Source organism: Microlunatus antarcticus (assembly GCF_014193425.1).
Classification (GTDB): Bacteria; Actinomycetota; Actinomycetes; order Propionibacteriales; family Propionibacteriaceae; genus Microlunatus; species Microlunatus antarcticus.
Genome location: NZ_JACHZG010000001.1, coordinates 1,388,170 through 1,413,165 on the forward strand (window position 1 = coordinate 1,388,170; position 24,996 = coordinate 1,413,165).

The 24,996-nt window shown below is 65.9% G+C and carries 23 protein-coding genes, 2 tRNA genes and 2 pseudogenes; 14 read left to right on the forward strand and 13 right to left on the reverse strand.

The genetic code is table 11. The features are described from left to right. Positions 1 to 77 precede the first annotated feature (77 nt). The 8 genes from gltX to FHX39_RS06425 all read left to right on the forward strand — a co-directional run bounded on the left by gltX (position 78) and on the right by FHX39_RS06425 (position 6,769). Entirely contained in the window at positions 78 to 1,586 is a 1,509-nt protein-coding gene (gltX, locus tag FHX39_RS06390) for a glutamate--tRNA ligase (protein WP_183341031.1), read from the forward strand. A 124-nt stretch (positions 1,587 to 1,710) separates the two neighbouring features. Further along, positions 1,711 to 2,658: a CPBP family intramembrane glutamic endopeptidase gene (locus FHX39_RS06395; RefSeq protein WP_183337294.1), complete on the forward strand. Its 948-nt coding sequence runs from the start codon at positions 1,711 to 1,713 to the stop codon at positions 2,656 to 2,658. Between the two features lie 104 nt (positions 2,659 to 2,762). Then, a tRNA-Gln gene (locus tag FHX39_RS06400) sits at positions 2,763 to 2,834 on the forward strand. Between the two features lie 15 nt (positions 2,835 to 2,849). Next, positions 2,850 to 2,922: transfer RNA gene (locus FHX39_RS06405), tRNA-Glu, on the forward strand. 295 nt (positions 2,923 to 3,217) lie between these two features. After that, positions 3,218 to 3,412, forward strand: coding sequence for a helix-turn-helix transcriptional regulator (locus tag FHX39_RS06410; protein WP_183337295.1), 195 nt, complete (start codon positions 3,218 to 3,220; stop codon positions 3,410 to 3,412). Between the two features lie 3 nt (positions 3,413 to 3,415). Then, on the forward strand, positions 3,416 to 4,528 hold the full coding sequence (locus FHX39_RS06415; RefSeq protein WP_183337296.1) for a tyrosine-type recombinase/integrase: 1,113 nt from the start codon (positions 3,416 to 3,418) through the stop codon (positions 4,526 to 4,528). 227 nt (positions 4,529 to 4,755) lie between these two features. Beyond that, positions 4,756 to 5,391: a nucleotide-binding protein gene (locus tag FHX39_RS06420; protein ID WP_183337297.1), complete on the forward strand. Its 636-nt coding sequence runs from the start codon at positions 4,756 to 4,758 to the stop codon at positions 5,389 to 5,391. A gap of 154 nt (positions 5,392 to 5,545) precedes the next feature. Further along, complete coding sequence (locus tag FHX39_RS06425) at positions 5,546 to 6,769, forward strand: hypothetical protein (RefSeq protein WP_183337298.1); 1,224 nt, start codon at positions 5,546 to 5,548, stop codon at positions 6,767 to 6,769. Here FHX39_RS06425 and FHX39_RS06430 read toward each other — a convergent pair. Beyond that, positions 6,759 to 7,172 (reverse strand): hypothetical protein, encoded by a 414-nt coding sequence (locus FHX39_RS06430; protein WP_183337299.1) that lies wholly within the window; start codon positions 7,170 to 7,172, stop codon positions 6,759 to 6,761. The two genes, FHX39_RS06425 and FHX39_RS06430, sit on opposite strands and share 11 nt — an antisense overlap. Positions 7,173 to 7,460: 288 nt before the next feature. After that, positions 7,461 to 8,153 (reverse strand): HAD family hydrolase, encoded by a 693-nt coding sequence (locus FHX39_RS06435; RefSeq protein ID WP_183337300.1) that lies wholly within the window; start codon positions 8,151 to 8,153, stop codon positions 7,461 to 7,463. 171 nt (positions 8,154 to 8,324) lie between these two features. Between FHX39_RS06435 and FHX39_RS06440 the strand changes: the two genes are divergently transcribed. After that, a complete protein-coding gene (locus tag FHX39_RS06440; protein WP_198423276.1) occupies positions 8,325 to 8,990 on the forward strand; it encodes an HAD family hydrolase in 666 nt (221 codons plus the stop codon). Between the two features lie 99 nt (positions 8,991 to 9,089). On the opposite strand, the gene FHX39_RS06445 is transcribed toward FHX39_RS06440, so the two are convergent. Continuing rightward, positions 9,090 to 9,377: a hypothetical protein gene (locus FHX39_RS06445; protein WP_183337302.1), complete on the reverse strand. Its 288-nt coding sequence runs from the start codon at positions 9,375 to 9,377 to the stop codon at positions 9,090 to 9,092. Between the two features lie 154 nt (positions 9,378 to 9,531). Between FHX39_RS06445 and FHX39_RS06450 the strand changes: the two genes are divergently transcribed. The 3 genes from FHX39_RS06450 to FHX39_RS06460 all read left to right on the forward strand — a co-directional run bounded on the left by FHX39_RS06450 (position 9,532) and on the right by FHX39_RS06460 (position 11,761). Next, a complete protein-coding gene (locus FHX39_RS06450) occupies positions 9,532 to 9,951 on the forward strand; it encodes a bleomycin resistance protein (RefSeq protein ID WP_183337303.1) in 420 nt (139 codons plus the stop codon). A gap of 768 nt (positions 9,952 to 10,719) precedes the next feature. After that, complete coding sequence (locus FHX39_RS06455) at positions 10,720 to 11,307, forward strand: hypothetical protein (RefSeq protein ID WP_183337304.1); 588 nt, start codon at positions 10,720 to 10,722, stop codon at positions 11,305 to 11,307. Between the two features lie 217 nt (positions 11,308 to 11,524). Continuing rightward, positions 11,525 to 11,761, forward strand: a complete 237-nt coding sequence (locus FHX39_RS06460; protein WP_183337305.1) for a hypothetical protein — start codon at positions 11,525 to 11,527, stop codon at positions 11,759 to 11,761. A gap of 55 nt (positions 11,762 to 11,816) precedes the next feature. On the opposite strand, the gene FHX39_RS06465 is transcribed toward FHX39_RS06460, so the two are convergent. The 9 genes and pseudogenes from FHX39_RS06465 to def form a co-directional block, all read right to left on the reverse strand. Next, positions 11,817 to 12,827 (reverse strand): hypothetical protein, encoded by a 1,011-nt coding sequence (locus tag FHX39_RS06465; protein ID WP_183337306.1) that lies wholly within the window; start codon positions 12,825 to 12,827, stop codon positions 11,817 to 11,819. A 457-nt stretch (positions 12,828 to 13,284) separates the two neighbouring features. Beyond that, positions 13,285 to 13,728 carry a hypothetical protein gene (locus FHX39_RS06470; RefSeq protein WP_183337307.1) on the reverse strand — a complete coding sequence of 148 codons (444 nt, stop codon included), beginning with the start codon at positions 13,726 to 13,728 and terminating at the stop codon, positions 13,285 to 13,287. Between the two features lie 209 nt (positions 13,729 to 13,937). Further along, a pseudogene (locus tag FHX39_RS21710) lies at positions 13,938 to 14,099 on the reverse strand (DUF4190 domain-containing protein); the annotation flags it as partial. 1,040 nt (positions 14,100 to 15,139) lie between these two features. Continuing rightward, positions 15,140 to 15,706 (reverse strand): hypothetical protein, encoded by a 567-nt coding sequence (locus tag FHX39_RS06480; protein WP_183337308.1) that lies wholly within the window; start codon positions 15,704 to 15,706, stop codon positions 15,140 to 15,142. A 2,193-nt stretch (positions 15,707 to 17,899) separates the two neighbouring features. Beyond that, positions 17,900 to 18,187, reverse strand: a complete 288-nt coding sequence (locus tag FHX39_RS06485; protein ID WP_183337309.1) for a DUF4265 domain-containing protein — start codon at positions 18,185 to 18,187, stop codon at positions 17,900 to 17,902. Then, on the reverse strand, positions 18,162 to 18,368 hold the full coding sequence (locus FHX39_RS06490) for a hypothetical protein (protein ID WP_183337310.1): 207 nt from the start codon (positions 18,366 to 18,368) through the stop codon (positions 18,162 to 18,164). Before FHX39_RS06490 ends, FHX39_RS06485 begins: the two co-directional genes overlap by 26 nt. 926 nt (positions 18,369 to 19,294) lie before the next feature. Further along, positions 19,295 to 19,600 (reverse strand): hypothetical protein, encoded by a 306-nt coding sequence (locus FHX39_RS06495; RefSeq protein ID WP_183337311.1) that lies wholly within the window; start codon positions 19,598 to 19,600, stop codon positions 19,295 to 19,297. Between the two features lie 152 nt (positions 19,601 to 19,752). Continuing rightward, on the reverse strand, positions 19,753 to 20,364 hold the full coding sequence (locus FHX39_RS21005; RefSeq protein ID WP_232530589.1) for a hypothetical protein: 612 nt from the start codon (positions 20,362 to 20,364) through the stop codon (positions 19,753 to 19,755). A gap of 595 nt (positions 20,365 to 20,959) precedes the next feature. After that, positions 20,960 to 21,544, reverse strand: a pseudogene (gene def, locus FHX39_RS06505) (peptide deformylase). A gap of 96 nt (positions 21,545 to 21,640) precedes the next feature. Between def and FHX39_RS06510 the strand changes: the two are divergent. Together FHX39_RS06510 and FHX39_RS06515 are read left to right on the forward strand one after the other, a co-directional pair. Continuing rightward, positions 21,641 to 21,829: a hypothetical protein gene (locus tag FHX39_RS06510; protein ID WP_183337312.1), complete on the forward strand. Its 189-nt coding sequence runs from the start codon at positions 21,641 to 21,643 to the stop codon at positions 21,827 to 21,829. Positions 21,830 to 22,308: 479 nt separating this feature from the next. Beyond that, the gene (locus FHX39_RS06515) at positions 22,309 to 22,890 is read left to right on the forward strand and encodes a DUF4760 domain-containing protein (protein WP_183337313.1); all 582 of its coding nucleotides are present in this window, start codon (positions 22,309 to 22,311) and stop codon (positions 22,888 to 22,890) included. A gap of 375 nt (positions 22,891 to 23,265) precedes the next feature. Here the strand turns inward: FHX39_RS06515 and FHX39_RS06520 are convergent, their stop codons facing one another. Beyond that, complete coding sequence (locus FHX39_RS06520; RefSeq protein ID WP_183337314.1) at positions 23,266 to 24,900, reverse strand: SIR2 family protein; 1,635 nt, start codon at positions 24,898 to 24,900, stop codon at positions 23,266 to 23,268. Positions 24,901 to 24,996: the final 96 nt, after the last annotated feature.

A 24,996-nucleotide genomic window follows, 5' to 3' on the forward strand; every position in this document is an offset into this window, starting at 1 on the left:
AGACCGACCTGACCGGCCCCGAGGAGAGCGGCCCGAGCCCCGACCAGCCGATCCGCGCGCCGCGTGACGACGCCCGGGTGCTCGGCGACCTCGCCCCCGAGCAGGTCCGGGTGCGCTTCCCCCCGTCGCCGACCGGCAACCTGCACGTCGGGAACGTCCGCAGCGCCCTGTTCAACTGGGTCTTCGCGCGCCACTACGGCGGCACCTTCGTCCTGCGCGTCGAGGACACCGACGCCGGCCGCAACCTGGCCGAGTCCTACCAAGTCCTCTACGACTCGCTCGGCTGGCTGGGCCTCGACTGGGACGAGGGCCCCGGCGTCGGGGGACCGTACGCGCCGTACATCCAGAGCGAGCGCGGCGACACCTACCGCGACGTCGCCGCGAAGCTGCTCGAGTCCGGCGCCGCGTACCGCTGCTACTGCACGCGCGAGGAGATCGAGGCACGCGAGGCGGCCCGGCCCAAGGGCGTCCCCTCGGGGTACGACGGCTTCTGCCGCGACCTGCCGGCCGAGCGCATCGCGCAGCTCGAGTCGGTCGGCGCCCCGTCCGTCGTCCGGATGCGGGTCCCGGACGCCGACATCGTCTTCGACGACCTCGTCCGCGGCGAGGTCCGCTTCGCGGCCGAGCACGTGCCCGACTACGTGCTCGTCCGGGCGAACGGCGAGCCGCTCTACACCCTCGTGAACCCGGTCGACGACGCGCTGATGGAGATCACGCACGTGCTCCGCGGCGAGGACCTGCTGCCCTCGACGCCGCGCCAGATCGTGCTGTACGAGGCGCTGGCCCGCATCGGCGTCGGCTCGGGCCGGACGCCGCGCTTCGGCCACCTGCCGACCGTGCTGGGGGAGGGCAACCGCCGCCTGTCCAAGCGCGACAAGGGCGCCGGCCTCGCCGAGTACCGCGAGCAGGGCTACCTGCCCGAGGGGCTGCTGAACTACCTCGCCCTGCTCGGCTGGTCCATCGCGGAGGACCGCGACGTCTTCACCCTCGACGAGATGGTCGAGGCGTTCGACATCCTGCGGGTCAACGCCAACCCGGCCCGCTTCGACCCGCGTAAGTGCGAGGCCATCAACGCCTCCCACATCCGTCTGCTCGGGACCGAGGAGCTGACCGCGGCCCTCGTGCCGTACTTCGTCACCGCCGGGCTCGTCGCCGACCCGCCGACGCCGGAGCAGCACGCGCTCCTGGTCGCCGTGACGCCGCTGGTCCAGGAGCGCATCCAGACGCTGCACGAGGCGGTCGGGCTGGTCGCGTTCCTCTTCGTCACCGACGCCGACCTCGTCGTCGAGGACGGGCTGCTGAACGCCGGGTCCGCCGGGGTGCTCGGCGCCGCCGCCGACGCCCTGGCGGGGCTCGAGCCGTTCGACGCCGCCACCATCGAGGCCGCGCTGCGGGCCGCGCTCGTCGACGGCCTCGGGCTCAAGCCGCGCAACGCGTTCGGCCCGGTCCGGGTCGCGGTGACGGGGCGCAAGATCTCGCCGCCGCTGTTCGAGTCGCTGGAGCTGCTGGGCCGGGAGTCGACCATGGCCCGCATCGCCGCCGCCTCCGCGCGCGTCGGGGCGGCCGAGCCGCCCGCGGCCCGCTGACGTGGCGCCCGAGAGCCGAGCGCCGCGCCCGCCGCGACGTTCCGGGAACCCGGCCGTCCGAGCCGGCGCCCAACCGCCGCGGACGACCACCGCGCGGCCGGTAGGCCCCCCGCCCAAGGCGTTCGTGCCGGGCCTGCTGCCCGCGGACGGCGCCCCGTACCCGCTGGCGCTGCGCAACGTCGAGACCGTCTGGTGGCGCTCCGTCCTGGGCGCGATCTTCGGGCTCTCGCTCTACCTGCTGCTGGTCACGCTGGTCAGCCAGCTCGTCGTACGGGTCTCCTGGACGCTGAGCCACCCCGTGGACTACCGGACCTACTACGCACAGGCGCAGGCGTACGAGCGTCCCGTCGGGCTCTTCGCGTCCAACCTCGGCATCGCCACGCTGATCCCGATCTCGCTGGCGCTCGTCCTGGTCATCCACCACGCCCGGACGCACTGGCTCTTCTCCGTCCGGCCCGGGATCCGCTGGCGGTTCCTGCTGGTCTGCCTGGGCGTCTCCGCCGTCGTGTTCGTCGGCATCCAGGCCGTCATCGAGGCGTACGCCCCTTCGGCCCGGGTGGCCCCGCAGGCCGGCTTCTGGCTGTTCCTGGCCGTGATCGTCCTGACGTCGCCGATCCAGGCGGCGGCGGAGGAGATCTTCTTCCGCGGCTACCTGATGCAGGCGCTCGGCAGCGCCGTCGCCAGGCCCTGGTTCGGGGTGGTGACGTCGGCCCTGGTCTTCGCGCTGCTGCACGGCACCCAGAACCTCGCGCTCTTCGTGAACCGGTTCGCCTTCGGCCTGCTGGCCGGGCTGCTGGTGTGGCTCGTCGGCGGGCTCGAAGCCGGCATCGCCGCGCACGTCCTCAACAACCTCGTCGCCTTCGGCTGGGCCGGCCTGACGACGGGCATCGCGGCGTTGCGGACGGTCCAGTCGCTGAGCTGGGCGCAGTCGGGGATCCAGATCCTCGCCTTCGTCGTCTGCGCCGCCCTGACCTGGGGCGTCGCGCGGCTCATGCGGCTGCGGACGCGGGTCGACCTGTCGGCCCCCGGGGTGACGTCCCGGATCGTCACCGGACGGGGTGTGACGTCCTGAACACGGACTCGGTTTGGGTGCAGACGCCGGTCTCCGGTAGAGTCACTCCTCGTGCTCCTGGCAGGGAGCATCCTTCCTGATCGGGCCTCAAAACCCGACCAAGATGGGGTATGGGGTAATTGGCAGCCCGGCTGATTCTGGTTCAGTTAGTCTAGGTTCGAGTCCTAGTACCCCAGCGCAGGACAAGCTAGGGCCCCGTTGTGTAGCGGCCTAGCACGCCGCCCTCTCAAGGCGGTAGCGCGGGTTCGAATCCCGTCGGGGCTACTGTTTCAAATCACGTCTCACTAGGGCGAACGCCCACAGAACGCATCGCCTCCCTATCCGAATGTCGTGGCTGGGACTCTTCTGGGACTCACGCCGCCTGCTGGGCAAGGTCTGGGCGAGGCAGTCGCCTGACCACCAGCGCAGGTGAAGGTCTCGTCCTTGGAGCCCGGCTAGATCCGGCCCCGCGCTCGGTCTGCGAGAACTGGCGTAATCGTGAGCACGGCTTGTGGCACTTCTGGCAGGGACGGGAGGCTTCTCCACGTCGGACGCAAGCCCGGGCTGGGGGTTATGGCAGATGTCGGACGATATCGAGCGGCTGCTCACCATCAGCGACTTGTCGACGATGCTCGGCGTCCCCGTGGACACGCTCTACGGCTGGCGGCACAGGGGCGAGGGACCCCAGGGCTACCGGATCGGTCGCCACGTGCGCTACCGGCGAGCTGCTGTCGAAACCTGGCTGGCTGGTCGGCTGGACGTTCGAGGCGGCTAGCTGATGGCCTACATCGAGCGGCGGGTCAGTCGTCGACGCGATGCCGGTGGTCGGATGCGTGAGAACGTCCGCTATAAGGTCCGATACCGGGACTCGGCGGGCACGGCCCACAGCGAGACCGTCCTGCGTCGCACAGACGCAGAACGACGGAAGGCGGAGATCGAGGTAGGCCTGGGGCGCGGAACGTGGCAGGACCCCAAGCGCGGCGAGGTGCTGCTGAAGCAGTGGGTAGCTGAGTGGCTGCCTACGCGTCACGATTTGCGTGCCACGACGAAGGCCCGCCTCGAGCTGACGATGGCAAAGCAGGTGCTTCCTCGGTTTGGTAGCGCAAAGATCGGAGGCATCACCAACGGTGAGATCCGGGGCTGGGTCTCGGACCTGCTGACCGCCGGCTTGTTGGCGGCGTCCACGCGGAAGGCGGTCTTCGCGCTGCGACAGACCCTCGAGGCGGCGATTGCGGACGGTCGGATCCTGCATAACCCGGCGGACAAGGTGCCCCTCCCGAGCGAGCGGCAGAAGCGTGCCAGGTACCTGAGCCAGCAGGAAGTGGAGCGGTTGGTGTCGGAGCTGCGCGACCGGGACCGCGCTCTCGTGCTGGTGGGCGCTTACGGCGGTCTGAGGTGGGGCGAGGCCGCGGGGCTGCGCCGACGTGACATCGATCCTTTGCGGTCACGGATCCGAGTCGAGGGGACCGCTGTACAACTGGGCGGCACCATCACGCTCGACAACGAGCCCAAGACGGCCAGATCGAAGCGGTCAGTACCCCTGGCTCGCAGCGTGATGCGTCGCATTGAGCACCACCTCGACGAGTACGTCGACGCAGACCCCAACAGCCTGGTGTTCACTGCGCCAGGCGGGGGACCCTTGTTCAGGGCATGGAGCCAGAACACGCTGGCTCCAGCAGCGCGGCGCGCGCACCTCGAGGGGATCACCTTTCACGGGCTGCGCCACAGCTTCGTCGCCATCATGGTGGCCGCCGGTTGCAACGTCCGCGAGGTGAGTGAGTGGGCGGGTCACAACAGCGTCGCCTTCACTCTCACCCGCTACGGCGGACTCTTCGAGGACGGCACAGACGCGGCAGTCGACCGGCTCGACGCCCTGCTTGCGCCGTCTTAACCTTCTTCACCTGCCCGGGCCCCGCAGAGGGCTCTTAGCGCCAGCGTGGACGGCCACATCGAGGCGGGCGGTCGCGGTCGTTGCCCTGCGGCGCCGGCCCAGTGGGTACCGGTCGACGAGAGGTCCGGCTAAGCGCTGCAACGTCGAGGTGCGACGGGGGAGTGTTGACCGACCTTCGTGCGGGAGCTTCCAGGACCTGCTCGCCCGTCGTCGGGCAGGCTGTTGTCGTGGAGATCGAGAACGCGCTCGTCGTGGTCGTAAGTGGAACGTCCGGCGCCGGTAAGTCGACTCTCCTCCACGGCTTGGCGGTTCAGCTGCAACAACGAGGCCTTCGGGTCGAGACGGTGCACTTCGACGACTTCACCTCAGAGTCGGACCTTCCCGACGGTGACATCAGGGCTTGGCTCACTCGGGGCGCTCTGCCGGACGAGTGGCGCACCCCTGCTTTAGAGCGGCGGCTGATCGAGGTGGCAGGAGGGGCCGGGTCGGCCGGTGGCGGTCGAGCAGAAGTAGTTCTAGTCGAGGAGCCCTTCGGCCGCTCCCGCACCGTCGTTGACCGCCTCACTGGCTTCGCAGTCCACCTCGAACTCTCGCTGCACGCCGCACTGGCTCGACGCCTGCTCCGACAGTTCGTGCCCGCCACGGGTGGGCTCGACGACACCTCGACCGGTGAGCTGCGGGATTACCTGTCTCGCTACCTCGGCGTGGGCGTCGAGTTCTACGAGGCGATCGAGTCCGCGGCGGCAGGCAGCGCCGACGCCATCCTCGATGCTGCGAAGGACCCCGCGGATCTCGTCGAGCAAGTCATGACCGCCGTCATTCGGCGACTCGACGTAAGGCAACAGTGCACCCTCCGCACTTGATCTTGCCGTAGCCCGACCGTCGTGCGGAGCACGCAAGCCGAACGTCTTGCGGGACGTCCAAAGGCACCAGCAAGAACACGCGCACGCTGCGATGATCACCACAACCAGAAGTGGTCTGACGAGGACGATTGGGGGGTTGAAGGTGGGTCCAGGAGTGGCTGATCGCCGGCAGAATGGGCAGTGGCGGCGGTCGTCGTTGCAACTGGTCCTGCGCGCCGCCGCGCTAGCGCTCGGAGTCGTGGTCCTCGTTCTGGGCCTGACTGCGGCCGCCCCTTTCGCTTTGCGCGAGCGCGCCGCCAACGGACAGGTGAGCGACACGGCAGCCGCCCTACCCGGCCAGGCACAGCGGGCCACGGAAAGCCTGCGCAAGCTCGGCTACTCCTGCTCCGACGTCGTCAGTACCGCAAATTCAACAACCCGCTCCTGCAGCCGGGTCAACTACTTGCCGGCGTCGTGGGTCCGCATGGTCCTGGATACCAGCACGGGCTCAATTCGGTTGGCCGTCGCTACGACTGACGACGAACAACGAGCAGCACGGACATACCGCCAAGCCGTCAGTGCCCTGGCGCCAGTCATCGCACTTCCACAGAAGGAGCAGGACAAGGCTGTCGCAGCGGCCGGTGCGACAGCAGACTCCATCACCGATCTCGGGTGGGGCACCCTGACGATCAAGACCGTCACGCCCTCCTCGGCGGACGAGTCGGGCGCCACGCTGCGGGCCGCCGGTAGCGCCACTGTCGGGCTGGGCGCATCAAGAACGACGCTTGATGTGCCGGTCGACGCTCTCTCCGACAGCGCGCAAGCCCAGGGCTACACATGTGACACCCCGCAGGTGCAGACCATCCGCAGCTGCGAGAAGGTCGACGGGAACTACTACGAAGAGCTCTCGTTCCAAGGCACGGATCGCTACACCACCGAGGTCTACCTCAGCGTCACCTCGACTTACCATCGCCAGACCCGGAGCCAATGGATCAGAGCGATGGACCAGGTCATGAGCTGGATCGACACCGACCAGACCCGTGCCGTGCGGGTCTGGCTCGCCGCCAGCCAAGACGCCCCTGGTGCCTACGGCTACGTTGGCGGGCTACCCATCTCGTTCGTCGTCCGCACCGATACGAGAAGGAGACGTTCGGCGTCATCAGAGCCGACTGCGCCACCTCAATCGAGGACCTATCCGGTTGCGACGAGCGATCAGTTACCCCGGATCGACCGGGCTGACGGGCTGTCGTGTGGAGCGCGCATGCCGACCGTCGTGCGGAGCACGCAAGCCGACCGTCGTGCGGAGCGCGCAAGCCGACCCTCGTGCGGAGCGGCGCAAGACGACCCTCGTGCGGAGCACGCAAGACGACCGTTCTGCGGGAGTTCTCCTAGCCCCTGAACCCTTCAATAAGTTCAATCGAGAGGGGCACCGGCCCTTGATCGGATTCAGCGAGCGCCTCTGGCAGCCTGGCCAGGAGGTCGGTCGCCCAGGCGCGTGCTAGAAGCCAGGCAGGGTGAGCATCTAAAGCCTCGTCTCTCCAGAACGGGTCGTCCGACGGTGCCGTCAGGGCGTCGTTGAGAGCCTTGAGAGCCGAGCGGACACCTGGGTCGAGTTCCACCCCTGCGGCTTCGACTCGTGGGTCAATCGAGACGACGGCGTTGTCAAGGTCAAGAACGAGTTCGTCGGTGACGACGGCGCCTGCGAAGAGGCGTCGTTGCTCGGCAGCTGGAAGTACGAGGCGGCCGAGCGACTCCCGCAGCAGCGCGAACGGGTCGGCCGGGCCGACATACCTCGGATCCATCGACCAAGAATCGCACCGTTCGTCCTTCGGGCATCTCTCGTTGCCGTAAGCCGTCCGTCGTGCGGAGCACGCAGAACGTCCGTCGTGCGGAGCACGAAGAACGTCCGTTGTGCGGAGCACGCAGAACGTCCGTCGTGCGGAGCACGCAGAACGTCCGTCGTGCGGAGCACGCAGCCGACCGAACTGCGGGGGGCTTACGAGGGTGATCCGTCCAGACGGCTCTGCTGGAAACTGGGGTCGGGTGAGCCTCAAGCGCGCTATCAGAAGCTCAGGCGCGCCGCATGACGGTCAAGGCAGCTCGAACCAGGCGGTCGCAGGGCGCACGCCTGGTCGCACGCGTAGGTATCGGACTCCGAGGAACGAGGCGAGGGCTCCGTCCGAGGCGTCAGAGTCGCCCGCGACGCCGATAGGTGTACGACCGCGCTGATTCAATCGTGCTGCCACCTGAGCGTGGAAATGGGCATCGGACTTCTCCACTCCGAGCTCGCCCGATATCAGGACCTCGCTAAATCGATCTTGCAGTCCAGCGAGCCGGAGCTTGCGACGCTGCAGCCACGAGGACCCGTTCGTGGCGCACCACAGATCCATTGCCTGCGCCCACGTGGTCAGCGTTTCGGGTACCCAGTCGAACGCGCCGACTCGACCCTCGCGTGCCGAGCGGAAGGCCTCGGCGACCACCGCTACGTCCTCGGTGGGCAGTAGGCGCTGCCAGACTCTGGATTGGTAAGCATGACCGTCTTGTACGGCCTCGCCCTCTAGGTCCGCGGAAAGGTCGGTCCACAGCGCTTCCCAGGAAGATACTCCTGCGAGCGCAGGAATGGACCTCAACCCGCTTGCACGCCACTCCTCACGGACGACTGCCCACACCGCCGAGAGTTCGGTTGAAGACCCGAAAGCGGTGAGCGTTGCCTGCATGGCTTCGTCTCGTGCAGTCTGATCAGGAACCAGCGTGTCATCGAGATCGACAAGCAGCACCTCCATGTTTCGAACTGTAGGGAATCGAGTCAGCCGGCGCGGACTTCGGCGCCCGCAAGCCGACCGTTCGGCGGGCTAACTGCCCCCGCGGAGACGATCGAACGAGGCCGCAGAACACTGGCTCATCTCCTGAACTCGACGCCGATGGTCAGGAGTCGACCGACTTATGCTCGGGCCGTGGACCTCAGGGGCATCGTGTTCTTCGACATAGATGGGACGCTCACACCGTCTGGGTCTACCAGCAGCTTCCTCGCCGGCCGTCTCGGAAACCAGCGTGACCTTGATGAGGCAGAAGACCGCTACGCGCACGGCGAGTTGACCAACAAGAGGGTCAGCGAGATCGATGCCGCCGGGTGGCGAGGGGCCGAAGCGACGACTATCGAGCGTTGGCTCGACGAGCTGCCCGTGATCGCGGGCGTCGAACCTGTGCTCTCTTGGTGCCAGTCGCACCGCCTCGAACCCGTACTGGCCTCGCTCGCTTGGCAGCCCGTGGGCCAGTCGCTAGCCCGGCGCTACGGCTTCACCACCAACGGCGGCCCTCGAGTGGGCAGCAGCCAGTCCGTTTACGACGGCACCGTCGCCGAGCACTTCGATGAGTTCGACAAGCGCGATCGAGCGCTGCAGCTGGCCGCCGAACGACAGGTTCCGGTTACGAGGTGCTGCGCGATCGGAGACAGCCGGTCTGACATCCCTCTCTTCCGGGCGCTTCCGAACTCCCTCGCCCTTAACGCTGGACCAGCTGCTCGCGCGGCCGCAACATCAGCTGTTGACACAGACGATCTCGTCGCGATTCTGCCTTGGCTGGAGCGCTGGCAGCGCGGCCTCGACCCTTGGAGCTCTTGAGGGGTCCCAATGTTGCGGGATCAGTTGGTGTGGGGACGCACGCAGAACGACCGTCTTGCGGAGCACGCAGGACGACCCTCTACCAAGGCATACGCGGGGTCAGACCTTCGCTTCCTTGGCCCAGGCCGGCCAGGTGCTTGGGTCGGCGGGCGGATCGACGCCCCGGAGCCGGATGAGCTCGACATCTTGGTCGCTACGCACCACCACCCACAGACTGTGCGGCCGGCCGTTGCTGTTGGCTCGCACCCAGTCCAGTACCTCGTCGAGGTCCGCTCTGGTGAGTTCCCATTCGTCGCAGGCCCCGGGGCTGTCCCAGAAGTAGGCGCGGTAGGCAGGATCATCGACCTCGCTGGTCTGGTCCCGAGGGTCGATAGGCGACGCGATCACACACTCGAGTCTGAAGTACGGCCGCTGATCCGCAAGCCGACCGCCATGCGGAGCGCACCGCCAGCCCATGCGGAGGGCGCACGCGGGTGCCGTTCAGGCGGCACGAAGACGCCGGCCGCTGAAGCAGGAAGCGCAGGGGGAGCAAGGTTGGTCTGTGTCGCGCCTGCTGCCAGAACTAATCTGCTCCAACCTGTCCTCGAGCCTGGCGTTCTACCGCCTCCTGGGCTTCAGCATCGAGTACGAGCGCCCCGCGGAGCGGTTCGCCTATCTCACCCGCGCTGACGCGCACCTGATGCTGGAGCAACCGCACACCCACGACCGGCTGTACCCGCAGGCCGAACTCGTCCATCCCTACGGGCGGGGTATCAACCTCACCCTCGACGTTGACGACGTCCAGGGCCTGCACGCGGCGGTTATTGCCGCGGGGCACCACCTGTCGCTGCCGCTAGAGGAACGCTGGTACCGACGGACGGACGATGCGATCGGGGTCCGCCAGTTCGCCGTCCAAGATCCCGACGGCTACCTGCTGCGGATCTCCCAGAATCTGGGCACGCGGGTGGCCGCCAAGGAGTGACTGGTTGCTGGCGCGGCTTACCCCCGGTTCGCGCACGGAGCACACGCAAGCCGACCGCCCTGCGCACGCGGCCACTGCCATGGGAGCCTCAGCCCACTACTACCGGAGGGTCGTAAACCCGCGCGATCGTCCTGCTGGCGTCACCGGTCCGCACGCGCTAAGTTAATGTGCCTCTTGGGCAGGTTCGGGTCCAACGACTCCGACGATGCGCGCGCCGGCCTCGTCGAGGTCCGGCTGAGTGCGCATGCGTGCCCTCGCTGCGGGTCAACGGTCGCGCTCGACTTCGCCGAACGTCACTGGGCCTGGCATGACCTACTACAGCCGCCATTGGAGACAGCTCAGGCAACCAACACGCCTCTTAACGATCAGGGTCCTGCCGAAAGTCCATCAGCCGCGACCTAGCCAATCCGGTAGCCGAAGTGACTCGAGCCCTGACCAGCTGACGGTGCCCTACGTAGGGAACGTCAAGCAGGCCAGCGCCGGGAGACAAGGCGCTGCCTGACCGACTCCGACATGTCCTGCGGCGGCGGTACCGCAAGACGTCCGTCCTGCGGAGGCCGTCGTCGCCGTATTCCCACCGTCTCGGAGCACGCAGCCCGACCGTCGTGCGGAGCGTGCGGGCCAACCACTCAGGCGGGGGAGGGGTCCGTGTCCTCTGCGCAGCACTTAGCCGGATCGGCGATCAGTGCGGGCAACCGGTCGATGCCTTAGCCCTTGCGGCTCGGGGTCGGTGGCGCACATCCAAGTGCGAACGCCGATGATGACGTGGTGAGCGACTTCTTCCCCGAAGCAGACGAGCCGGACGAGTCCGAGCTCGAGGAGTCGCCCCAGCCGGTCTGGCTGAACCCGCCGGAAGACGTGCTCCCAGGTGTGGTGCCGGTGGAGCTGATCCTCGGGAGGTCGGAGCAGGCGGTGGTGATGCTCACGGGCATCCGGGCGTTCCCGATGGGGTTGGCGATGAACCTCGCCGTTCGGACACGTGCACTCGTGCGGGGCTTCAACCTGAACGACGAGGTCTTCGACGGGCCGTACCGCCATGATCTGGACAGCGACTGGCGCCGAGACCGGTTCAAGTGGGGCTTAGAGTTCGCCGACGGGCGACGTGCCACGAACGTCGATCCGTGGGTTGACGGCGGCTTGGAGCGCGTCCCAGATCACCCAGTGCTGTCCGGTGGGGGCGGCGGTGGAAGTGATCGGTCGGTGGACCGTGACTACTGGCTGTGGCCGCTGCCTCCGGCAGGACCCCTCAAGATCGTCTGCCAGTGGTTGAAGCTCGACATCGAACCCACCACCACCGAGATCGACGGCGCCCTCGCCGTCGCTGCTGCGGCGCGGTCTCAACCCGTCTGGTCCTGAGACCCGATACCGCTCTGCCCCCTGCCGTCCGACGCTTGTGCGGAGCGCGCAAGCCGACCGTCGTACGAAGCACGCGGCACCTCCTCAGACGGAGAGAGTGGCCGTCATAATCGGCGGGCTGGAGCAGCGCCCCTTGATCGCGGGCGGGTTGTCAATGGCAGGAAAGACGGACGTTAACTGGGTTCGCGCGGCCCCGTCTGGGCGTAGCGTGCGAGCCATGGTCGCGTCCAGCCGGCAGGGGCGTGGTCCTGACAACGACCGCCTTCACCTCCGCATGAGCCCGCCGCCCGAGCCGACGTGGCGGTCGAGCCGGGAGTCGCGACTCGGCTACGTCACGCCCGTTGGCCGTATCTTCATCGTGCTCGGTATTATCTGCGCGATCTTCGGCCTGCTAATGGTCGCGTCGATCGTCATCTACGGACTCATCGCCGGCGACCCGGGCTGCTGCGGGTGATCAGGGGCGCACGCGGCTTAAGTCGACCCTCGTGTGGAGCACTCTGAGCGACTCGCTAGAGCAGTTTGGGCAGCGCCGGTGGCAGCGAAAGTCCGCACTGGCTGGCGACGGATCTGAGGGTCACCGCGAGGTGCCGGTAGGTCCATACGCAGAAGAAGCGGTTGGCCGCGTCCTCCGTCATCGCCTCCATCGCGGCTTCGGCCTCGTCGGTCATGTCGCCAGCGATCGATGCGTACAGCGTGTCTCCTTCGGCGTCGGGCCAGTTTCCTGGCGGCCCGAAGGCGCCGAGGGAGAGGTCGAGGGCCCGGTAGGGCGCTGGTTCCCACCACGCGATCCAGTCAGGGTCGCGATCCACCGTGTGGGCGATCTTCCACAGCCGTACGACGTGGTCGGGGATCTCGTCGGTCGCGGGGCGAAACTGAGAGAACAGCTTGAACCATTTCATGATCGGCTTTCGCGGCGTCGCGGGCCAGTGCGCCACCTCAGACGGGGTCTGCGGCAAACCCGACTCCAACCGCAGGGTCTCGGCGATGGACTCGGCGAGGGACTCGACCAGCGCGTCCTCCTCGCTCAGCTCCTCGAATGGTTCCTGAAGGCGCCCGTCCGGGCCCGTCGTGCTGCTCGACCTTCGCGCTCGTGCCTCGCTGCGGACGAACTCGGAGCGGTCTTTGATTAGCCTGTCCAGGTCGGCTGCACACACGGGGAGGTGGCTGACCGCGACCCCTCGCACGACAGGGTCGCGGTCGTGAACGGCCTTATCAGTATCGGCGTGGGACACCAGGCTGTTGCGGAGGGCGTCGCAGCGTACGACTGGACTCGGATCGTCGAGGAGGACGTCGAGCACCTCACGGTGAGGTGACTGCGAGGCCAATGTCCGACGCACTTCAGTCTCTGTTGCGTCTAGCATGAGCCGCGCGATCTCCAGCGGGAGGAACGGCTGTCCTGCGAGGTAGGCGCGCAGGTCCTTCGACCCCTCGGTGGCCACCGCGCGCCACACCTCGAGGTCGACTGCCGCGTTGTCGCCGAGGGTGTAGATCACCTGCCAGGCCCGGTCGTTGATCAACATGAGGTGTGCTGCAGTCGGCGCGTCCCGACGAGCGGCGACAGCAGCACGGGTACGCCAGTCCCGGTCTCCTGCGAGGACCAGGAGCACGTCGGCCTCAGTGCCAGGGTTCGCTGCCACCTCTCGCCTAACCAATGGTGAGGCGTCGAAGGCAGCAGAGGCGAGGGCCGACGCGGAGTTCGCCTGCCTCGCCGCCACAGCTCGAGCTGCTGGCGCGACCATCCCGCGACTATGACAGCAGTTCCGTCGTCGAGAGGAGCACTAGCTCGACATTGGCCGCAAGCCCTCTTTCAGGCTGTCCAACAGTCCCGCCAGCAGCTGGTCGACCCCACGGCCCTGCGTCGCGTGCACGCCCCCGCAGGTCCTGATTAGAGCTGCCGACGTTCGTGCCGGAACCCGACCACCGTGCGGAGCGCGCAAGCTGACCCTCTTACGGGACGTCAAACGCTGACGTGTGCGGCTACCCATCGGGCCGTGCGGTCGGGTCCCGTCGGGTCGTGACGATCGGGGCGAACATGAACGCGATCACGAAAGCCGCAGTTGCAAGGACCACGGGAGCGAGGGCGTCGGACATTCCGAGCACCAGTGCGACTCCTACGACGGCGAGTGCAGACGCCAGGCTCCCCGCCAACCACGCTAAGCGCAGCCCCTTGCCCTCGACGGCCTGGTAGACGATCACCGCGGCCAGAGCTGCCGGCAGGGCGACGAGCGCGCCGACCAGAGCGGCGAAGCCGACCGTCGCCCAGGACCGATAGGCGCTGTCGCCGGCCTGCAGCTTTGCGCCGAGTACCGCTCCTCCGACAACGCCACATCCCAGTCCACGCCGCACGATCGACCAGGGACGCCGCAGGGCTCGCCCATGCGGAGCGTCCAGCCACCACGCACGCGCCCGGACCGCTACCACGCTCTGAACCTAGGACCAGCCAACCTCCGCTCGCTCCGACCGCAGATACGCAGCACCACGGCAGCGGAACGCACGCAAGCCGACCGTCGTGCGGAGCACGCTGACCGACCGTCGTGCGGAGCACGGTGACCGTCCGTCGAGCGGTGCACGCAAGCCAACCCCTCTGCAAGGACCCGACCGGCGACGGATGAGGACATGCAGAAGGCTCGTCAGGCGGGGTAGGCCACCGTGAAGAGGTCGCCGACGATCAGCGCCAAGGCCCAGATCGAGACGCCGTACCCGAGGATCAGTCCGGCCATGGCCAATCCCCGCCCTCGCCGCGGATGGCCCCGATCGCGGCTGAGAGCAACGTGCCCAGCGCCAACAGCGAAGGCGGCCGGTACGCCCTACCCGAGGCCGATCATGGATGCAAGAGCCAGTAGGCCAACCGCTAGAGAGCAAACCGCAAAGAGGTCCACCCGAGATCCCTCAGCAACATCGGACTCGATGGAAACACTCATGATTGAGCGTAACGCCGGGTTTGATGCGCAGAACAGACTGTCGTTCCGGGCCCGCGAAGCGACTCTTGCGCGCGTCCTCAGCCAACCCCGTGCGGAGAGCACCGACACCCGCCCTACGATCCCGTCGTGACCTCAGCCGATCCGATCTGACATGGATGCCCCAGGCTTTCCGCCGGACCCGAGCCTCTGGAGCGTCCTGCTCCTCTGGTTGGTCCCGTCAGCGATCGCTGTCGCCGCTCTCGTCGTGGCAGTCGCAGCGAGTCGTCGGCGGCAGCTCGACAACTTGCGATGGGTGCTTTCGATCGTCTCGGTGGTCGTGTTCCTCGTCCCGGCGCTCTTCTTGTTCGTCCCGACCAGCTGGCACGAAGCGGACGGAGCGGTGTTGGAGTGCCCGCTGAGCGGCGCCGCTGGGTCGGTGATGCCTGGTGACCATGACAGCGAGCTCTACCGTTTCTGGGAGCCGTGCGTCGCCGCCTCCCGGGTCCGCGTAGGAGTGTCGACCGGTGCCTACGCCGTCGCCGCCGGCGCCATCGGGCTCATCGTCCTACGGGCGCCAAAGAGAAGTTGGGCGGAGTCGCCCTCGCAACGGTCGGCCTCGCGCACGTAGGCGAGACCTGGCACACGGGATCACGCTGTCCTGAACGCTCATTGCCCGGCACCAATCTGGGCGTGGGAACTGCGAAATCTGGCACGCTGACGATCCAGCGAGGGCGGCCGAGGACGTGCCGTAAGCCGTCCGTCCTGCGAAGCAGCTTTGCCCGCAACCCGACCGTCGCGCGGAGCCCGCAAGCCGACCGTCGTGCGGAGCACGGAAGCCGACCGTCGTGCGGAGCACGCAGGCCGACCGTCGTGCGGAGCACGCAGGCCGACCGTCGTGCGGAGAGGGCAAGCCGGCTGTCAAGCAAGACTGCTCAGCCGCAGCCGAACTTCGAGTTGGAGAGCCGTTCGTAAGCCTCGAGCGTGACTGTTCTCGGCCCTCCGTAGTCGACTTGGCCGAGCTTCAGAGCGCTGAGGTCGGTGGTCAGGTAGGAGTAAGCACTGGCTGGGTTAGCGAGGATGACGTAGGTCGTGGCCGGGTAGGACGGCCGGACTGCCTGAGTCTTGAAGCCTGGGTTCTCGTCGAAAAGTTTCAGAGTCCGCAAGCCGTCAGACGTGGTCGAGGTCGTCCAGATCGGCGGTGGCGGGGTCGACGATTCCTCGTCGTAGAGGGACACCTCGACCGACGAGATCGCTGTGGGTTCACAGTTGCGCACGCCGAGGTGGTAGCCGTCTGCTCGCCGTTCGACGTAGGTGCGTCCGTACGGCTCGCCAGCAACTTGTCCGAAAAGAGCCAGCCCGCCAACGACCAGAACGATCCAGCCGAGGACGACGGCTAGTGCAAGCAGTGCGCTACGGCGTGTGCTGCTGCTCGGCGGAGGTGACGTCGCCGACGGCGGGGTCCCCGTCCACTCGGGGCGAAGAGAAGGGCGTTGAGCCACGACCCTAATCGTGGGCTGGCTCGGGCTCTTCGGCCTCGCTTGTGCCTGATCGGAATCACTTCGTTGTCGTCGAGGTGCGCACCAGCTCGGGGCCTTGCGAAGCGCTGATCGGCATCAACGTCAGCCGATCCTCGTGCGGAGCACGGAAGCCGACCGTCGTGCGGAGCACGCAACCCGACCGTCGTGCGGAGCACGCAACCCGACCGTCGTGCGGAGCACGCAACCCGACCGTCGTGCGGAGCACGCAACCCGACCGTCGTGCGGAGCACGCAACCCGACCGTCGTGCGGAGCACGCAACCCGACCGTCGTGCGGAGCACGCAAGCCGACCGTCGTGCGGAGCACGCAACCCGACCGTCGTGCGGAGCACGCAACCCGACCGTCGTGCGGAGCACGCAACCCGACCGTCGTGCGGAGCACGCAACCCGACCCGTGGGGCGGAGTGCCGTCGTCCAGAGGCACGCAAGCACGGGAGCGCCGAAGGGCAAGAGAGGGCGTCACAGTTCCGAGCGCCGGGCCGACGGCCTGCTCCTCGCCAGGGTTGCCGTCGTAGCGAACACTGCGGTCGTACCGACCAAGACCCACCCGACGCGAACTAGATGCTGGCCGAGCACGACTCCGGGCAATAGGTCACAGGACTGATCGAAGTAGCAGTCCCCATTCGGCGCGCTTGCTATCGCGGCAGCCACGTGGTCCCTAGCGGCGAGGACCAGCGCCAAGCCGGTTAAGAACGTGACGAAGGCGGCTGTTGTCAAGATGTGGCGCCAGCTCTTCACGTTCCGAGCATCGCACCGTTCGACCTTGACCGCGACGGCAGCGGTCAAGCTCCGCAAGTCGACCGTCGTGCGGAGCACGCAAGCCGACCGTCATGCGGGACCCGTCGCCTGGACCGCTGTGTAGCGCCGGAAGGCTTGGTTGAAGCCGCGGAAGTCGTTGGCAGCTGGATCCGTGCGGTCGGCGATCGAAGCGGCGAAGACGTCGAGCTCGCTCAGTGCAACTTGTAGTCGCCGTGAAGTAGAAGAGCGATTGCGAGTCGCTTGGTGGCCCGCCCAGCTTCTGCCGAAGTCCCACGATGATCTGGCTCAAGTCCTCGTACCGGTGCATGAAGGGCAAGGCGTAGTCGCGGACGAGTGTGTCTAGTGCCCGGGTTCTGGGCTCGAAGTCAGAGCCCTTCTCGAAGATCCAGTCGCGCGAGGAGGCACCGGGAACCAATGCGGTCAACGAGGTGCTGAGCGTGGCCTGGTTGTAGCGCTGAGGTGTCGATTCCGGGGCCAGCGCGCTCATCACCTGAGCGATCTCTCGGTGCACGACGCCAACGTTGGGCGTGACGAAGACCCGCTCGCCGCTTCTGTAGGTGGTTGTCGACAGCGCCAGCAAACCCGTGGCATCTTCGTTGAGCGTGATGGTGAAGAGTCCGTGGGCTCGTCGAACGAAGCCGGAGGTGGAGAGCTTGCCCGCCATGATCGAGTCGAACGACTTGGCCAGGATGGCTGCGAGGGTTGCGGATGCGGGGTGGCTTCTGGGCTGGTTCTTGTGTCCTAGGGGGAGCAGTTTGACGCTGAGCAACGCTGGCCGTTTTCGTGATCGATCCCCAGTACGCACGTGCGTCTGCACCCACCCCGTAGTCGAGGGCGACTGCCTCGTGGAGTCGCGGGTCTGGCCGGCGCCAGCTGCTGTCAGGCGGAGGGCCAGTCACCGGCGCTCGTCGCGAACGCGCGAGGTCACGCGGTCGGCCTTCGTGGACGTAGACGGCAGCGAGGGCACACGCCTTCGCGATCAACATGCTCGCGCCCGAGGCTCGGGCAGGGCCGTTGTACAGGAGCCAGTCGGCCACGGTGCAGACGCGTACCAGCTCTTCTTCGGAACACGTCAGCACCCAGGCTGCTGTCGCCGACTCGCCATAACGCTCAAGGTCCTCAGCGACCATCGCGGCTCCCGTCGTCAGCAGGACAGGTCCTGACGCCACCAGAGCCGCATGCTCTCAACTTACGATCTGCCCTTGCAGGAGCGCCGAACCTCGCCCTCGAACAGGTCCCATGAGCCGTCCGTCTCCTGCGTGTCAACTCTCACCTCGAGTCGGCGCTTGCTCGAAGTGCGACGCCCAACTCTCGTGCGGAGCACCCGAGGCCCGTCGTGCAGCCTCAGGCAAGCGGTCGACGTCATTTGCGCGGCGGCTCGGTGCGCCCTGCGATTCCTAGCTGCGCCCCGTCTCGTACACCAGGCGTCCTCGAGCCTCCAGGCCAGCGAGATAGTCCGCAACGTGTTGGGCCTCGACCTCATCCCACGCGTCGATCGCGATCATGTGATGCGACCACCTCTCGACAAGCCCGCCTCGTAGCTCGATCCAGCCAGCGACCTCTTCCAGCAGTGCTTCGGGACCATCGAAATACGCGCGGAAGACGTAGCGGCCGGAGGGCTCCACCACACGGTCGACGAGACCTGAGCCGTCCGCGCGGCTACTGACGATGTCGCCCAGGGCCAAGTCGTAGAGGAAGAAGGGGGATGCAGCAGATCTCGAACGCGTTGTCGCCGACCCGCCGGGTCCAGAGCTGCTCGAAGTGCTTCGGGAAATCCTCTCCGGCCAGCTCGGCGTTGAGGATGTAGTTCGCTCGCTCGCGCCAGACCGGATCGAGGTGAAGGGCGTAGTCGTTCTTCAGGGCCAAGGCATCGCCTGCTTCCTCGGTCTGATCAGTCGAAGCATTCTCCTGAACGTAGTCGCACCGCGACCGTCGTGCGGAGCACCCCACAAGCCGACCGCCGTGCGGAGCACGCCACAAGCCGACCGCCGTGCGGAGCACGCCACAAGCCGACCGCCGTGCGGAGCACGCCACAAGCCGACCGCCGTGCGGAGCACCCCACAAGCCGACCGCCATGCGGAGCACGCCACAAGCCGACCGTCGTGCGAAGCACTTACTACGAGCGCTTTGGCCTGTTGATTGACCTCTGCGGCCGAGGACCTGGCACCCGGTGGGTCAGGATGGTCCTCGTCCCCGGCTGAAGCGCCTGCATACCTGACTTGTCGGATCATGGCCTAATGAGGGCAATGGTCGGACCCGAGGATGAGGAACCCGCACCCGACCCCGACTCGGGCCTCGACGTCTCGTGGACTCGGCTCGTGGGGCTCCCAGCCGTGTTGGTCGTATCTGACCCCTGGGAACTCGCCGACCAGGACGGGCGGGAGCAGTTCCACGCCGTGATCCGCGCTGTCGAGCCCTGGAACGACAGTGCGCCGCCGGCTCTGCTGCTCCGCCTCGAGCAGCCGGCGACATGGAAAGGCCGTTCATACAGTCACCTCGTCGCTTCTGCCCGCCATGCGGACGAGTGGAATACGGACGCTTTGCTTCGACAGGGCGTCGCTTGTAATGCGATAGGCGTCTTCGGTCAGGATGCTGCTGGAGACCCGCCGTGGGGAGCCGGCCGCTAGCGTGGAGGGCTCGCGTTGCTCGGGCACCTCACTCTTCCGAGAGACCGCTGACACCGGTCCCCACCACGGCGCGAGAACGCTTGCAAGGTCGGCGTAGGGGAAGCCGTGAGCTGAGCCGTCGTACGAGGAACGCGCTCTCCCTCCTGCCCGTGTCCGAGGTAGCGACTAACCAGGCGTGAAGCCTGACGGCGCGTAGCTGGCTTCGCCAGCCCACCAGTCGGGTTGGGTCGCACGCCAGACGACCGCGACAGTTCTGCCACTCAATTGCTCGATCAAGCTCACCAGGGCCGCTTGCGCTTCGCCTTCATCGGCGGCAAGAGGTGTTCCGAGAAGGTGACCATCGGTCACCCCACCCTTCGTGTAGATCGCGTACTGCCAGCGCCGGGGCGTGCGGTAGAGCACGAGTTCCCTCAGCGGATCTTCCTCACCGATCAGGGTCCTATAGGGGCGACCCTCACCTTTGGCTGTCATGCAGTGTCACCATCCAATTAGGGGCTTGTTGCGGCCAACGCTAAGGCCCCTACCTGTTCACGGACTTCCGAAAGTACAGCCTGCGGCACAGGGCACGACCGTCGTCCGGAGCACGCGAGTAGACGACTCCAGACCTCGACCAAGTCGCTTGCTCAGACCGTGACCTGAGTCCATCTGGTGCCCGCGTCCCAATCGCCCAGCTCGAAGGCCCACCCGGTGAGGAGGCGGTGAGCGGCTCGCATGTCAACGACCGCGGTGCCGAAGTGGTGCTCTGCGTCGCCCTCACGGTGCTCCACTGTGTAGGACCCGTCCGGCCGTCGCTCGGCTTGGGCATAGGTCTGACCCGCACCGTCGGAGCTCCGTTCGAGGATCAGGAACGTCCCATGGCCAGCTTCGATGTCCTCGAGGAGTATGAACAGTAAGTCCTCAGAGGGGTCGTCGTACGGTTCTCCAACTTCCGGAATGGCGCGAAGCACAGGCACACCCGTGATCATTGCAGCCAGTCCCACATGCAACGACCTCTTGCGGGGACGTCGAGTTATGGACGGGATCAAGGTGCGGCCTAACGCTCTCGGCACAGCCAAGAACGTGTAGAAGTCGCCGTCACCCTCCGGGTGCCGGACAACAATCGGCATCTGGAACGACAGCTCAAGAAATGCCGTCATGTCGTGCAGTACCTGCCAGACAGGCGGCTTGCGCAAGGTAGCGACCACCTGCCCCGCCTCGACCTGCGGCGTCCACGTCCAGGTTCGGTCATCACTCATGCCCAAAGCGTCCCTCAACTGCTACGCGACAGTCCGTCTCCTTGAAGACCTGCGCCACGTCGGCGCTGTAGCGGCCCTACCGCAAGCCGTCCGTCCCGCGGACGCCGTCGTCGCCGTAAGCCGACCGTCGTGCGGAGCACGCACAAGCCGACCGTCGTGCGGAGCACGCACAAGCCGACCGTCGTGCGGAGCACCCCAGACAACTCCTCCTCAAAGCCTTTGAAGCGGCACTGCGGTCAGGACGGGCGAGACTGACCAGCTCGTTGCTTGCTGAGGAGACGCAGCGCGATGAGGCTAAGGCCCATGCCGACGGCGGTAGGGAGGTTGCCAGCCATGCTGGTCCAGTGGCGCTCCGTGACGTTGTACACGGCGAGGATCACCAATCCAGCGCCGACAACTGCCATCACGATAGTGGCGATCCTGACCACTCGCTTGCGTTTCAGTGTCTGTGTGACTCCCGCGTCTCCCACGCTTGGAGAGTATCGGCGCTCGTTGGCAGCGGCACCGGAACTCGTCCGTCCTAGGGTCCCGACTGACTGCGGCAGCCGACCCTCGTGCGGAGCACGGAAGCCGACCGTCAACTGCGAATGGCTGCCTACCGGAGATCGTCGTCCCTCGACGCCGGCCAGCTGAGTGGGTATCGGTGTGCCGCGAGCCGGTGGTTCTCGTAGAGGCCACGGCGCCTCCTGCTCGATAGTCGGTCACCGAACACGATCCCGTTGAGGTGGTCGGTCTCGTGCTGGAGGCAACGCGCGAGCAACCCGGTCCCTCGTACCTCGATGGGATCGCCGTACTGGTCCTGGCCTCGGCACACCGCTACGGCCGGTCGGGCTAGCTCGGCGTATCCACCGGGCAGCGACAGACAGCCTTCCTCCCACGTCTCCAGCCGGCGGTGAGGACCACCGTCCACCTCTGTCGACGGGTTGCAGACGACGCCGATCTAGCGTTCGAAGTTCTCGTCGACGCAGTCGTAGACGAACGCGGCAAGCCAGACACCGACTGGGGGAGCGGCCAGCCCAGCCCCGGCTGCGGCCGTGTTAGTCGAGAACATGTCAGCGAGGAGTGACTGCAGCGCGTGGTCGAACTCGACAACTGGAGGCATGGGTTCGTGGAGCACGGGGTCAGCCCAGCGGCGGATCGGTCTGGCAGAACCAACGCGGACGAGTTGCTCGCTCGGCATGGCTCATCATGCTCCAAGAGCTCCGAGCCTTCGCGGCTGCACAAGCCGACCATCAACTGCGACCCAAGAAGGATGCGTAAGTCGTACAGTCGCGTCGTGCTCCGCTCAGCGGGTGGTCCTGTGCGGCGCGTCGGCTACTGGCTGATCGCGGCGGTGCTCCTCCTTGCCGTCCTCGGCATGTTCTGGATGAACTCGAGGGTCTATCCGTCGTCCGGCGACCTGAGCCGGCCGGTGCCTTGCTCGACCCACAACGAGATGATGTGCCGATTCGGCTTCGTGCGGTGATGAGGGCCGCTCTCGGTTGAAGCGAGCGGTGCCGCTCGTTCTCGGTAGCCGACCCCCGTGCGGAGCACGCCAAACCCCACCCCTTGTGCGGAGCATGTGGGGCCCGACCGTCGGAGCACCTGCCAGCAGCGGCGCCCTGTCGTACTTCACTCACAGGCCACGGTCCTGCGAGAGCACCTGGTCTCGTCGGCGTTGCGATCGAGCGACGCTCGGGGCCTTCGCCGCGACAGAATCGGACGCCACGGGACCAAGCACCGTCGTTCGCTTTGATGAGAACTCGGGCACCCGACCTCTCATGAGCATATTCTCTAGCCGAGAGTGTCAGAATCAGTTCGAGGCTGGGCCTCGTGGACAGACGTTACTGGCGTTCGAGCAATTGCGAACAAGCCGCTATCCGCCGAGGACGCGCGTCGACGTAAAGATGGAGTGATGTGGCGAGAAAGCAAGTCGTCGCGCTTGCCGGCTCTCTGCTGCTCGCGATGATCCTGCTGCTGGTAGTTCCGATCCCGTTCCTGGGTCCTGACGGCTATCAAGCGCTTGCGAGCGGCGTGCAGGCCGCGGGCGTGATCATCACTCTCGGATTTATTGGGATCGAGATGAACCAATCGCGGGCTACGAGTAGGGCGAGGGCGCAGGCGGATCTCGATGAGATCGCCCGACGGGACGAGGAGCGAAGTCGCGGTCGACGACAAGCAACCCTGGAGTTCGCGAGGAGCACGCTCGACTACCGCTATAGCAACTGGGAGGCCTTGCCCGAGGACTTCGACCGCGGCGCGGTCGAGTCGATGGTCAACGAGTTCATTGCCGGCCGGGAGCAGCGCACCCTGGGGCGGGTATTGGAGTACCTAGGCCTGCTTGAGACGCTCTGTACCGGGATCAAGCTCGACATCTACGACGCCAGAACGCTGTACGAGCTGTACGGCGGGCGTGTGGTGGCGACGGCTCAGAACTATGGCCTTTTCATCGCCTGGCGCCGCGACCTGCTGGGGAAGAAGTCCCTGTACGTGGAGCTGGAGTCGCAAGCTGCAGAATTCGAGCGGTGGACGAGGCTCGATGCTTGATCTCATCTCTTCACCTAATGTCCGACCGCGCTGCTGGGCCTCAGGTGATGGCTTGTCGTTTTTCTTCCCATCCGCGAACGAGTATCAGCGAGCCGACCATCATGCGGAGGCGTGAGCTGGACCGTCGTGCGGGGCACGCTTGAACTACAAGACCAGAGCCGTACCGTCGCGACCCCGGACGCTCGGCTCCGTCAACTACAGGTTGGCTGAGATCCATTAGGCGCCACCCATTCTTTCGACTTCATCCCTAGGGCGTAGATCGTATTTGCAAGTCCTTTCTTGATATGAAGTGCCCGCCAATCCAAATCTCGAAAGTGTCGGGGTCGAATAGCCGCACGTCCGCTGCGGTGGTTGGTTGGCGATACTTTGAGGTAATCACCGGTCGCGGGCGAGCTCAAGCTGTGCCACCGCGGTGGCGACGTCTTCTACGATTGCGAAAGCTGTTTGTCGAGTAACGTCGACTGCAGAATGTGCGACGCGGTTCCTTACAGATGCGTGATCTAGCAATCGCTGGATTAGATCATCGGCCAGAAAGGGTCTCAGCGCGTTGAGCATTTCCCGAAAGCTCACTGGTCCTGCTCTGTGCCGCTGTAGCGGTATGTCTAGCCTTTCGATCGCCTGCGCCAGCTCGTGTTCAAGGAGTGAGAAGGCCGACATGATTGCGGCGCGGAATTCACTTTGATCGAGCAGTCGCTGGGGCTCACTCGTGAGCGTCGGGGAGATTGTCAAGAATGCAGCCGCCAACCGTGCTGATAAAGCCTCGACAAAGCCGAGGCTCAAGGGGTCTATACCTTGGTCATCGAGTACCAGTGGCCGGACGACACGTTGCAGTTCCGGCACTTCTATCGGTACCGTCGACGAGTCGGTGGTTACCACGATGATCGGTCCCGCAGAGGTAAGCTTAGCCAAGCCGAGCTCGTAGATTGTGTTGGCGGTCCCTAAATCGGCAATTGTAACGGCACTCTTCTCGAGTAGCGCTTGCACCTTGGCAACAATATTCTCACCCACGGTTGCCACATCTATCGCCATCACGGGAGTAAACCCCTGGCGCCTAGCCACTGGGTAAACTTGCTGCTTGTAGAAACTAGCCAGAGCGGTCGGCACCGCGAAAAATGCTAGTCTATTTTTAGCGAAGTTGGGAAGCGAAAGCTCGGCTTGCGACTCGGGATCTGCGGAAGTGCTAATCAACGGTAGGCTTGCCGTCCAGTAGTCTCTTAGCTCGCTCAAGGCGGTCGTCAGTGTCTGCGAATAAGATTGATCTGATTTGGGGAGGTTAATGACTTTTACGCCTCTGCGCTCGAACCTAGCCATTGCCTGTGGTGAAGCGCCGATTTGCAGTACGTAGGCTGGACGTCGGAGACCACCTAGCCTGTCCTTGATCAGTTGCCAGATCTGGCGCAGGTCTGGATCATCGAGGCTGTATCCAATGAAGAATGCAGTGTTGTCAATGAGCATGCTTGATAGGTAGGTGGCCAACAAGGGATACCGCGTGAGGAAGCCGTCGTAGTCCTCCTCCGTTGCGATGATCCGATTAGGATGATTAAGATCCCCGTGCAACTTCAATAACCGCACCCACGCCCTGTCGCCTTGGACCGCCAGCTGATCCTCGGATACAATCGGCATACAGTACTTACCGGCTCGAGCGTAGCTCGTTTCAAGCAAGAAGTCCCAATTAGTCGTGATCGCGCGATCGAATGGTATGGCACAGAAAGCGTCATGTGCGGAGCCAGGCTGTATCACGGACGCATTCAAGGCCTCGACGAGGAACTCGGTCAGCTTGACTCGAGAGAATTCATGCTCGTACGTAGATAGAGCCTCGATTGCGGTCGTGTAGCTGTAATCCCTCAGGGCTTCAGCAGCTCGTCGGCCGACTCCGTCCCAGTCAGGCATGAGCACTCCTGGCGGCAATTGCGCGTTCAGCGAGAAGCCAGCCCCGATGAACGGGATGCAACGACCTCGCACCATGTCCTCCAGGAAGGGGGGTGGAAAGTAGTCGAGATACTTCGTCACGCTTCTCCGCTCTAATTGAACGCCCAGGGACGACGATCAGCATAGCGACCGATTGGCGGGACGAAGGTGTGCGGAGGCGGACCGTTCTGCGACGGC